Source organism: Lonsdalea britannica, assembly GCF_946477055.1.
In the GTDB taxonomy this organism is placed as follows: Bacteria; Pseudomonadota; Gammaproteobacteria; order Enterobacterales; family Enterobacteriaceae; genus Lonsdalea; species Lonsdalea britannica_A.
In genome coordinates this window covers 1-10,497 of the sequence record NZ_CAMKXG010000117.1, presented here as the reverse complement: position 1 = coordinate 10,497, position 10,497 = coordinate 1, and the positions used below count along the sequence as shown (strand labels likewise).

Here is a 10,497-nt window from a genome sequence, read left to right as displayed (position 1 = left end):
TATCCTGCTGAATCAGCCCGATGGATTTACGCTGGGTTTCACGGATCCCGGCGTTAGTGGTCATGACCAAAATGACATTGCGGAAGTCGGCCTTCCGACCGTTATTGTCGGTCAGGGTGCCATTATCCATGACCTGCAATAGCAGGTTGAACACATCCGGATGCGCTTTCTCGATCTCATCAAGCAGCAGAACAGCATGCGGATGTTTGATCACCGCATCCGTCAACAGCCCGCCCTGATCGTACCCGACATATCCCGGAGGCGCGCCGATCAGACGGCTCACCGTATGACGCTCCATATATTCGGACATATCGAAACGCAGCAGTTCGATGTCCATGGCTTTCGCCAATTGCACCGTCACTTCGGTTTTACCTACCCCTGTCGGACCAGCAAACAGGAACGAACCGACCGGTTTACGCTCATGGCCCAGTCCAGCGCGGCTCATCTTGATTGCCTCGGTCAACGCTTCGATGGCTTTATCCTGACCGAACACCAGCATTTTCAGGCGGTCTCCCAGATTTTTCAGCACATCGCGGTCGCTAGCGGAAACGCTCTTCTCGGGAATACGCGCGATACGCGCCACGACCGATTCAATATCCGCCACGTTGACCGTTTTCTTGCGTTTGCTGACCGGCATCAGTCGGCTACGCGCGCCGGCTTCATCGATCACGTCGATCGCTTTGTCCGGCAGATGACGGTCATTGATGTATTTCACCGCTAGCTCAACGGCCGCGCGCACGGCTTTCGCGGTGTATCGCACGTCATGGTGAGCTTCATATTTCGGTTTCAGACCGTTGATGATCTGAACGGTCTCTTCAACGCTCGGCTCCGTGATATCGATCTTCTGGAAGCGACGCGCCAGCGCCCGATCCTTTTCGAAGATATTGCTGAACTCCTGATAAGTCGTGGAGCCAATCACGCGGATTTTACCGCTCGACAGCAGCGGTTTGATCAGGTTAGCCGCATCGACCTGACCGCCCGAAGCAGCGCCAGCGCCGATGATGGTATGGATTTCATCGATAAACAGGATACTGGTCTGATCCTGCTCCAGCTGTTTCAAGAGCGCCTTAAAGCGTTTCTCGAAATCCCCGCGATACTTGGTGCCCGCCAGCAGAGAACCGATATCCAGAGAATAAATGGTGCAGTCGGCGATCACTTCAGGGACATCGCCCTGCACGATACGCCAGGCCAGACCTTCGGCGATGGCCGTTTTACCCACGCCAGACTCACCGACCAGCAGCGGGTTGTTCTTACGACGGCGGCACAGTACCTGAACCGTGCGTTCCAGTTCACGTTCGCGACCAATGAGCGGGTCAATGCCGCCGACGCGGGCCAGTTGATTAAGGTTGGTGGTGAAATTCTCCATACGCTCCTCCCCTCCAGCCTGCTCTTCGTTAACCGGATTTTCCTGGCTGACCGACGGCCCGGACTCTTCTTTACGCGTACCATGGGAAATAAAATTCACCACATCAAGGCGGCTGACATCGTGCTTGCGCAGCAGATAGGCGGCCTGCGACTCCTGTTCGCTGAATATCGCGACCAGAACATTGGCGCCGGAGACTTCGCTGTGTCCGGAGGACTGTACGTGGAACACCGCACGCTGAAGCACGCGTTGAAAGCTTAGCGTCGGCTGCGTATCGCGTTCTGCTTCACTCTCAGGCAGCGTTGGCGTTGTCTGTTCGATGAAGGTTTCCAGTTCCTGACGCAAAGCATCCAGATCGACTGTGCATGCTTCCAATGCTTCACGTGCGGAGGTATTGCTGAGCAAAGCCAGCAGCAAATGCTCCACGGTCATAAACTCGTGTCGGTGCTCACGCGCTCTGGCGAAAGCCATGTTGAGACTGAGTTCCAGTTCTTGATTGAGCATAGGCACCTCCCCCAATATATTGCCTTAAATCAGGCTTTTTCCAGCGTACATAGCAACGGATGCTCGTTATCTTTGGCATAACGATTAACCTGATCGGCTTTGGTTTCCGCCACCTCGGCGCTGTATACGCCGCAGATGGCCTTTCCCTGGTAATGAACCGTAAGCATCAGTTGCGTTGCACGTTCGATATCATAAGAAAAGAACTTTTGCAGTACGTCAATAACAAATTCCATCGGCGTGTAATCGTCGTTATTGAGCACAACGTTATACATGGACGGCGGCTGCAATGCTTCGGCATGGCGAGCCTTGGTCTGGTCCTCAGTGTGCGACCACGTACTATGATTTCCCATCGTTTTTCCACATCTTAACTGTCATCTTGCCCTGGTCTACTGTACTTAACAGTAGCACGTCTATTTTTTATTTTACCATTGCCGGACCAAAATCACCCGGCAACAAAAGTACATCAACCCATTTCTGCGATAGGCGTAATCTTCTCGGTCATTCCGTTACCCATATCAAAGTTTGACGAAGCCAACGTCCTCACCTATCCATCGCGCTTGACGACCCAGGCATTTTTAATAGAGTCTGAAGAGGATTGATGATGTTTTAATCAATTTGATTTTACCTTAACCAATAACCCCACCGTAAAAATACGCTTACGAAGGATGGAGATGTATGGAGACGGGTACTGTTAAATGGTTCAATAACGCCAAAGGCTTTGGTTTTATTTGCCCTGAGGGCGGAGGGGAAGACATTTTCGCACACTACTCGACCATTCAAATGGACGGCTACCGCACGCTAAAAGCTGGCCAGGTGGTTAATTACAGTGTGCACCAGGGACCGAAAGGCAATCATGCCAGTCTGATCGTGCCGTTAATCAACGAGCCGGTGGCCTGACAACTGACCGAGTGTGGCGCGTTGTCGACGCTGAATCTGTCTATAAGGCTGGTCACTGGGGTGGCCAGCCTTTTTATCTTATCTATCGCGCAAGTTCATGACCAACGGTCAGTCGGCTCACTCGGCGCAGACGATAGATCCTAATAGACGCGATTAAAGTTCAAAGGCGGCACGAAGGGAGTCACGTTCTGTATCGCTCAGATCAAGACGCATCAAACGATCGTCCAGCAACACAGGAATGTTGGCATCGTTTAGCAATACCGCCCACGCCTGTTTCATACTGTCGTCCAGATAAATGGGCTGTTCATTTCGCTTCATCAGGCTCGCCAATTTGATTTTCTTTTTATCTTCGCCGGTATAGGTATACGGCTGAACGCGCATGAAAAACGATTTTCTGATGTCGCCGAGATCTACAGGAACAAGCGTCAATGTCGATAGACATTTCGCTTTACGACCAGCACGAAAAAATTTCACGCTGTTATTCAAGGAAAAAATAGCCAGAAAAAGCAAAATGGCGATAAGTCCGCCCGCAGCGATAATTCGGTTATTCAACTTATCCAACCCCAGCGTCAGCGTCGCCAGTTCAGGATGCTCGGACGAGATAACGACATCCGTCGTGTAATTGCCGCGAGAGACATCAAGAAACATGATATTTATCTCTGAAGCATGTTCTTCATTTTTATAATTGTACTCCACATCCGCAGAGCAGATGGTAATGCTATATTTCATTCGGCATTTACCGTGAGAAATATCGGCACTCTCAATAATCAACGGGCTTTTATTGATAATATAGTCTCGATAAATATCGGGCACTTCGCTTTTAATAAATACCGAAGCGAAACATAGCAATAACAAAGCCGCAATAAAAGCACCTAGACTACTCGCAATGCCGGGGCGGGAAATAAAAATGGGTCGAGAAGAGAGTATCGCTTTTGCATTTTCCATTAAAAACATATCCTTATTTTGCTGCTGTAGTGAAGTTGACGTTTCATATAAACCAGAAACAACAAAAAGCGGCGCGATTATAATAACTTTCCCTTCTACTGTAAAAATTTCATTGGGCCTGGAGCAGAAATCACAATTAATTGAACAGGAAGAACCCTCATATAATAAAATATGGGTTAGTGCATAAAATAAAGGTATTGTGACTCATGAAAGCCGGTCAACCGATCACGTTGACCCATCTCTTCGTCATCACTCTTCGTTAATCAGCACGTCCCCGCGCCAGCCAAAGCACACGTGAAAACATATGACGAATCAGCGGTGGAATGGCTTCTTCGCCTCTTGCCGCCGCGTTCATGGCGACTTCAATCGCGAGATCCGGCTTGGAGGTGCGGTGAATAGCCTTGCTGATGATTTTGGGCGGCGACAGCGGCACATTATCCGGCAGCTGCGCCACGCGGTGGTAAACCTGCGCAAAGCCGCTTTTGTACATAAAACATTCCATATCTCGCGCTGGCAGCATCGTCAAATGATCGCGTTCATGTTCCTGCTGGTCCACCAACAAACTTCGGGTCGTGGCGGCATACTTTTTCCCCGCATCGTCGCCATCAACCAACACATGCCACTCGATTCCCATACGCTGAGCGAACTTGAGCAACGGCTTCAGGCCTACTTGGGCGAACTCCACCACCTTCACCCCTTCGGCACCGAAACGGTGACCGCATTGGCGAGCCAGTTCGCCGAACATCCAGACCTCGGTCTCCCCTTCCACCAGCAGCCAGCAACGGGCAAACAGCGACGCAGGCCGATTAATGCGGATATGGAACGCAATCCGGCGCGCATCCTCCACCGACATGCCTTGAGGCCCGAGACGATAGGTCGCCACCCGCGTAGAATGACGCACCAATCGGCACAGTTGTTCCACCGGCACCAGCGATAGCAATTCGCCGGAGTTGGTCGTGGTCATTTTCTGAAGCGGTAGCTGACTCAACAACCCCCAGGCCACGGACAGCATAATCGGATGCAGACGGGTTTCCGGATCCTCGATCAATAACAGTGGACGCGCCTCTGGGTCGAGCCTCACCGCGCCTTTCGCCTGCAGTAGCGTCACGAACAGGCTCAGCAAAATGATGCGATGATTCCGGCTGTTGGGACCCGCCATCATCCGGTTGAGCGTGTCCAACGCTCGCCACGAGCGGCCGCCGCCCAAACGGGCATGTCGCTGATGATGCTCGCTCGGCGCCGCGTTTTGCTCGGAGAAATAGTGCTCAACCAACTGACGCATAATCGCCACGCCTTGGTGCAGTTCGCGATTGGTCATCCGATTAGGATCCTGCCCCAGCGCCTCAACCAGCGTTTCGAACTGCTGCGCCAGATGCTCCCCATGTTCGGCTTTCGGTTCCATCGACGGTGAGGGTAGCCGCCGCATAAATCGCGCATCCCGCAATCTGAGCACCGGATGCAGGCGAATCAGCGCCTGTGCCAGCGCATCGATATTTGGCAAAGGACGCGCTTGCCCATGTTCATCCAGAAAACTACGCCAGGTCATGACCGCGTTTGACTCGTCGACCTCGCCTTCCAGCCGATAAACAATCCGTTTCAGGTGATCGTCGCCGCGAATGAATAAAGGCAACAGCTTACGGTAGCGCGCAGACTGATGATGCCCGACATCGGTTTCACGAAACGTGAAAACGACCTGAAGATGGTTTTCGCGGCTGTTCTCATCGCCGGGAGTGAAATGGAAATCATCCAACTGGAAACGGTATAACGTCGATGCAGGCGACAGCAGTAAAGAGAGCGCGTCAAGCAAGCTGGATTTCCCCCAGGCATTTTCGCCAATCAGGACCGTATTCTCATCCAGCGTCAGAGACAACCGGTTAATCCCCCGGAAACCTACAATATCGACCCTTTCCAGATACATCCGCCACTCCTCATGGGCTACGTCATTACCAGCATGGCGATGTACCGCCGACAGGGTCAAGTCCTGCCATCATCATCGCTTTACCCGATTTTGTTTTTTATTTAAAATCACACAATTACAACTTATCACGCCAGCCAAACCGCGCCACTCTCCCAAGGAAAATCTTCACCATGTATTCAGGATTATTGATTATTCTGCTGCCGCTGGTACTGGGCTATCTGATCCCGGTGCGCCATCAAAGCGTGCTGCAAGGGGTGAATCGGCTACTGAGCTGGATGGTGTATGTGATCTTGTTCCTGATGGGCATCAGTCTCGCATTTCTGGAGAACCTGAGCAGCAACCTGCTTGCCGTACTGCAATATGCCGCCGTGAGCACGGTCTGCATTATCGCCGCGAATCTGCTGGCGCTGTGGCTGCTGGAGAAACGCAGCACCTGGAAGGCCACGACGGTATCCCACGACGTACTCCCTTCCCGGCTGAAAATGATGCTGGAGTCGCTACAGCTGTGCGGCGTGGTGTTAGGCGGATTTCTGTTAGGGCTGAGCCAATGGCCTCCATTGAAATTTGCGGCGTCCGGCGGAGAATACGCGCTGCTTGTGCTGCTGTGTCTTGTCGGGATCCAACTGCGCAACAGCGGCATGACCTTGCGGCAAATCGTGCTCAATCGTCGCGGCACGATTATCGCCAGTGTCGTCGCCGTCAGCGCACTGTGCGGCGGCGCGCTGGCTTCACTGCTGCTCGACCTGCCGTTAAAAACCGGTCTGGCGATGGCTTCCGGCTACGGCTGGTACTCGCTCTCGGGCATTCTGATGACCGACGCCTACGGTCCGGTCATCGGCAGCGCCGCCTTCTTTAACGATCTGGCGCGTGAACTGATCGCCATCATGCTGATCCCCAGCCTGATTCGTTCCCGACGCGCCAGCGCGCTCGGCCTGTGCGGGGCCACCTCGATGGACTTTACCCTGCCGGTGCTGCAACGTAGTGGCGGCGTCGACATGGTTCCCCCCGCCATCGTGCACGGTTTCATACTGAGCCTGCTCTCGCCAGTCCTAATCGCGCTATTCGTCGCCTAAGCCAACGTAGCGGGTGAATACCCGCTACTGACCCCCGTATTTCTCCAGCAGCGAATCCACGATAGCCTCAGTTTCCGCATCGGCAACACCGTCGTAGCGCTGGGCGCGAAAATGCATCTGGAAGGCGGCGATCACACGCTGCTGCTGTTGCGCCGTCATCGAATCACTGACCTCGTAGCCATAACGAGCCAGTTTATCCAGCAGCAGGCGGGGAGTGACGGGTTCATTTGGCACTCGCCCCCCAAGATAAAACCGTACCCGATCCGCATCAGGCCAGGCGCCGATACCGGCATCCGCCAGCGCCTTCCAGGGGAATAACGGTCCGGGATCGGCCTTTCTTTGCGGCGCGATATCGCTATGAGCCACCACATTCTGAGGCGCAATCTGATGACGTTGCACAATATCGCGCGCCAGAGGCGTCAGCAGCGTCACCTGCGCCAGCGAATACGGCGCCCAACGGCATCCCCCCAATAGCGAACAGCGGTATCCCTGATTCTCCAGCTCGATCCCCACGGAGACAGAATTCAGTTGAACCGCTCCGCGCCAATAGCTGATCCCGGCATGCCACGCGGCTTGAGACTCCGGCACCAGCTGCCACGCCACGGGACGTCCCGCGCTCAGCGGCGGCTGCTCAGGGATCAAGTAGTGCGCGCTGACCTCACCCTGCGTCAGGAGACGCAGCGAGTTGGCGAAGTCTTCCGCGGTGTAGTGGATGACCAGCAGCCTGACGCGGGAAGTCTGGTTGCGAGAAACCTCCGCCGTGTACAGCTGGTAGTTTTTGCCGATGGTCGAAGCGGGCACGGCCGTGACGGGCGCTTTGCATCCCGCCAGCAGCGTCAGCAGTCCGAAAAACAGCAGGTTACGCATGAACCCGCGACCGTTAGCGGCTGACTTTGACGGCGGTGCCGCTGATCGTGACCATCAGCATGCTGCTGTCCTTTCCCACGGTTTCATAATCGATATCGGTGCCGACCACGGCATTGGCACCTAATTCCGCCGCCTGCTCTTCCAGCTCTTTGAACGCAATCTGGCGCGCGCGGCGCAGCTCTTTCTCGTAAGCGCCTGAGCGGCCTCCGACGATGTCCCGGATCCCCGCAAAGAAATCACGGAAGATGTTCGCGCCAAGGATCGCTTCCCCCGCGACCACGCCGCAGTATTCCGTAATCACAAAGCCTTCCAGAGTCGGGGTTGTAGACAGTTGCATAGCAATCTCCTTAAGGAATACGGATGAGTCGTTGAAGACATCATTATCATGTTTACGCAGTCACGGCGAATGATGCGACGCCGCCTGCGTCAAACCCGAGAAAGTATAGCCTGCGAATGCGCGAGAGCCGCCGGGAGATTCACGGCGATGTTCACGTGGGGAAATACCGCAGGCGATGAAAAATAGTTGGTTTGGTGTGTTTCTCACCTGAGAAATCAGGCGATGGGGACGGGATATCATTATTTTATGCTGCAAAATGGGCAATAAAACGCCTGTTTGCAAATTTTAACCCGCGACGATTGCATAACTATTCTGCCAACGTTACCATTTGCGGCATCAATGTCTATTCAATTCTTGCGCATGAGTATTCAACTAAACAGCATTAACTGTTTCTACGGCGCGCATCAGGCGCTGTTCGATGTCACCCTTGACTGCCCGGTCGGTGAAACGCTGGTCCTGTTGGGCCCCAGCGGCGCGGGAAAAAGCTCCCTTCTGCGAGTGCTAAACTTGCTGGAGATGCCGCGTTCCGGTTCGCTGTCTATCGCCGGTAATCAGTTCAACTTCAGCCGCACGCCGGGCGACGACGCGATTCGCGAACTCCGCCAGAACGTGGGAATGGTGTTTCAGCAATATAACCTGTGGCCGCATCTCACCGTGCAGCAGAATCTGGTCGAAGCGCCGTGCCGCGTGCTGGGCCTAGGTCGTCAGGAAGCGCACGCCCGCGCTGAAAAACTACTGAAACGTCTGCGGTTGAACGACTTCGCCGACCGCTATCCGCTGCATCTTTCCGGCGGCCAGCAGCAGCGTGTAGCGATTGCGCGCGCGTTGATGATGGAACCGCAGGTACTGTTGTTTGATGAGCCGACGGCGGCGCTCGATCCGGAAATCACGGCTCAGGTCGTGGGCATCATTCAAGAGCTGAGCCAAACCGGCATCACCCAGGTCATCGTTACTCACGAGGTGGATTTCGCGCGTAAAACCGCCAGCCGCGTGGTGTATATGGAAGACGGACGCGTTGTGGAACACGGCGACGCTTCGCACTTCACCCAGCCGCAAACCCGTGAGTTTGCCAGCTACTTATCACACTGATGATTCAGGAAAGTTATATGAAAAAGGTACTTGTTGCCGCGCTGCTTGCCGGATCGAGCCTGTCAGCCAGCGCAGCAAACGCCCTGCGTTTTGCGACCGAAGCGTCTTATCCTCCCTTCGAATTCGTCGGCGCCGACAACCAGATTCAGGGATTTGATATCGATCTGGCCAAAGCGTTGTGTCAGAAAATGGAAGCGACCTGTACCTTCAATAATCAGTCGTTCGACAGCCTGATCCCAGGTCTGAAATTCCGCCGCTTCGATGCCGTCATCGCCGGTATGGATATCACGCCCGAACGTCAGCGTCAGGTCAGCTTTACCCAGCCTTACTATGACAACTCCGCCCTGTTCATCGCCCATAAAGACAGCGTGAAGGATGTGTCCGCACTGAACGGCAAACGCGTCGGCGTGCAGAATGGCACCACCCATCAGAAATATCTGCTGGATACGCATCAGGACATTACCGTCGTACCTTACGACAGCTATCAGAATGCGGTGCTGGATCTGAAAAACGGCCGTTTGTCCGCCGTATTCGGGGATACCGCCGTGGTCAACGAATGGCTGAAGCAGAACCCCAATCTGGCCGTTGTCGGCGATAAGGTGACGGACAAAGCCTACTTTGGCGCCGGTCTCGGCATCGCCGTTCGTGTGCATAACGATGCGCTGCTGCAGAAGTTTAACGTCGCGCTGAACAGCATCAAACAGGACGGGACTTACCAGGCCCTCTATCAAAAATGGTTCCAGCAATAGTCTGATACCCAATGATTGAATTACACCCTTTAGTCAGCGCCGCCGGAATGACCGTCGGCCTTGCCCTTTGCGCTCTGTTTTTAGGCCTGATTCTGGCGATGTTGTTTGCCCTGTGGGAAACGGCGCGCTGGAAAATCGTTAGCGCCTGCGGCACCGCGCTGGTCACCTTGCTTCGCGGCCTGCCGGAAATTCTGGTGGTGCTGTTTATCTACTTCGGTTCTTCGCAGCTGCTGCTGATGTTGGCGGACGGATTCACGATCAATCTGTATTTGTTCCAAATCCCGATCCAGCTGGATATCGAGACCTTTGAAGTCAGCCCGTTCGTGTGCGGCGTGATCGCACTGGCGCTGCTGTACGCCGCCTATGCGTCGCAGACATTGCGCGGCGCGCTGAAGTCGGTCCCTCGCGGTCAGTGGGAATCCGGACAGGCGTTGGGGATGACCAAGGGCGCGATCTTTCGTCGTCTGATCATGCCGCAGATGTGGCGCCATGCGCTGCCGGGGCTGGGAAACCAGTGGCTGGTACTGCTGAAAGATACGGCGCTGGTGTCGCTGATCAGCGTGAACGACCTCATGTTGCAGACCAAAAGTATTGCAACGCGCACGCAGGAGCCTTTCACCTGGTACATGATGGCTGCGGCCATTTATCTGGTGATCACCCTGCTGAGCCAGTGGGTCCTCAAACGTATTGAAACCCGCGCCACTCGCTTCGAACGGCTGTCTCTTATACACATCTCCGAGCCCACGAGACTAAGG

The 10,497-nt window shown here is 54.4% G+C and carries 10 protein-coding genes; 4 read left to right on the top strand and 6 right to left on the bottom strand.

The features are described from left to right. Both clpA and clpS read right to left on the bottom strand, forming a co-directional pair. Positions 1 to 1,867: ATP-dependent Clp protease ATP-binding subunit ClpA (gene clpA / locus Q7O77_RS09610; RefSeq protein ID WP_304166286.1), on the bottom strand; the 1,867-nt coding region annotated here is incomplete at its 3' end. 29 nt (positions 1,868 to 1,896) lie between these two features. Beyond that, the gene (gene clpS, locus Q7O77_RS09605) at positions 1,897 to 2,217 is read right to left on the bottom strand and encodes an ATP-dependent Clp protease adapter ClpS (RefSeq protein WP_026740459.1); all 321 of its coding nucleotides are present in this window, start codon (positions 2,215 to 2,217) and stop codon (positions 1,897 to 1,899) included. A gap of 325 nt (positions 2,218 to 2,542) precedes the next feature. Here clpS and cspD point away from each other — a divergent pair, with 325 nt between their 5' ends. Then, positions 2,543 to 2,764 (top strand): cold shock-like protein CspD, encoded by a 222-nt coding sequence (cspD, locus tag Q7O77_RS09600; protein WP_304166282.1) that lies wholly within the window; start codon positions 2,543 to 2,545, stop codon positions 2,762 to 2,764. Positions 2,765 to 2,917: 153 nt separating this feature from the next. On the opposite strand, the gene Q7O77_RS09595 is transcribed toward cspD, so the two are convergent. Together Q7O77_RS09595 and Q7O77_RS09590 are read right to left on the bottom strand one after the other, a co-directional pair. Next, the gene (locus Q7O77_RS09595) at positions 2,918 to 3,709 is read right to left on the bottom strand and encodes a hypothetical protein (protein WP_304166280.1); all 792 of its coding nucleotides are present in this window, start codon (positions 3,707 to 3,709) and stop codon (positions 2,918 to 2,920) included. 259 nt (positions 3,710 to 3,968) lie between these two features. After that, positions 3,969 to 5,627: an ATP-dependent endonuclease gene (locus Q7O77_RS09590; protein WP_304166277.1), complete on the bottom strand. Its 1,659-nt coding sequence runs from the start codon at positions 5,625 to 5,627 to the stop codon at positions 3,969 to 3,971. A 170-nt stretch (positions 5,628 to 5,797) separates the two neighbouring features. Between Q7O77_RS09590 and Q7O77_RS09585 the strand changes: the two genes are divergently transcribed. Further along, positions 5,798 to 6,700, top strand: coding sequence for a lysine exporter LysO family protein (locus tag Q7O77_RS09585; protein ID WP_304166275.1), 903 nt, complete (start codon positions 5,798 to 5,800; stop codon positions 6,698 to 6,700). A gap of 24 nt (positions 6,701 to 6,724) precedes the next feature. Here Q7O77_RS09585 and Q7O77_RS09580 read toward each other — a convergent pair whose 3' ends face one another. Further along, complete coding sequence (locus Q7O77_RS09580; protein WP_304166272.1) at positions 6,725 to 7,567, bottom strand: N-acetylmuramoyl-L-alanine amidase; 843 nt, start codon at positions 7,565 to 7,567, stop codon at positions 6,725 to 6,727. A 13-nt stretch (positions 7,568 to 7,580) separates the two neighbouring features. Continuing rightward, positions 7,581 to 7,904: a heavy metal-binding domain-containing protein gene (locus tag Q7O77_RS09575; protein WP_304166269.1), complete on the bottom strand. Its 324-nt coding sequence runs from the start codon at positions 7,902 to 7,904 to the stop codon at positions 7,581 to 7,583. Between the two features lie 360 nt (positions 7,905 to 8,264). Here Q7O77_RS09575 and artP point away from each other — a divergent pair, with 360 nt between their 5' ends. Together artP and artJ are read left to right on the top strand one after the other, a co-directional pair. Next, the gene (gene artP, locus Q7O77_RS09570; RefSeq protein ID WP_304166268.1) at positions 8,265 to 8,993 is read left to right on the top strand and encodes an arginine ABC transporter ATP-binding protein ArtP; all 729 of its coding nucleotides are present in this window, start codon (positions 8,265 to 8,267) and stop codon (positions 8,991 to 8,993) included. Between the two features lie 17 nt (positions 8,994 to 9,010). Next, on the top strand, positions 9,011 to 9,742 hold the full coding sequence (gene artJ, locus Q7O77_RS09565; protein WP_304166265.1) for an arginine ABC transporter substrate-binding protein: 732 nt from the start codon (positions 9,011 to 9,013) through the stop codon (positions 9,740 to 9,742). Positions 9,743 to 10,497: the final 755 nt, after the last annotated feature.

Excerpts from the sequence above, each read along its gene's own strand:
- clpS (WP_026740459.1), bottom strand. The coding sequence starts at position 2,217 with ATGGGAAATCATAGTACGTGGTCGCACACTGAGGACCAGACCAAGGCT.
- cspD (WP_304166282.1), top strand. The coding sequence starts at position 2,543 with ATGGAGACGGGTACTGTTAAATGGTTCAATAACGCCAAAGGCTTTGGT.
- Q7O77_RS09595 (WP_304166280.1), bottom strand. The coding sequence starts at position 3,709 with ATGGAAAATGCAAAAGCGATACTCTCTTCTCGACCCATTTTTATTTCC.
- Q7O77_RS09590 (WP_304166277.1), bottom strand. The coding sequence starts at position 5,627 with ATGTATCTGGAAAGGGTCGATATTGTAGGTTTCCGGGGGATTAACCGG.
- Q7O77_RS09585 (WP_304166275.1), top strand. The coding sequence starts at position 5,798 with ATGTATTCAGGATTATTGATTATTCTGCTGCCGCTGGTACTGGGCTAT.
- Q7O77_RS09580 (WP_304166272.1), bottom strand. The coding sequence starts at position 7,567 with ATGCGTAACCTGCTGTTTTTCGGACTGCTGACGCTGCTGGCGGGATGC.
- Q7O77_RS09575 (WP_304166269.1), bottom strand. The coding sequence starts at position 7,904 with ATGCAACTGTCTACAACCCCGACTCTGGAAGGCTTTGTGATTACGGAA.
- artP (WP_304166268.1), top strand. The coding sequence starts at position 8,265 with ATGAGTATTCAACTAAACAGCATTAACTGTTTCTACGGCGCGCATCAG.
- artJ (WP_304166265.1), top strand. The coding sequence starts at position 9,011 with ATGAAAAAGGTACTTGTTGCCGCGCTGCTTGCCGGATCGAGCCTGTCA.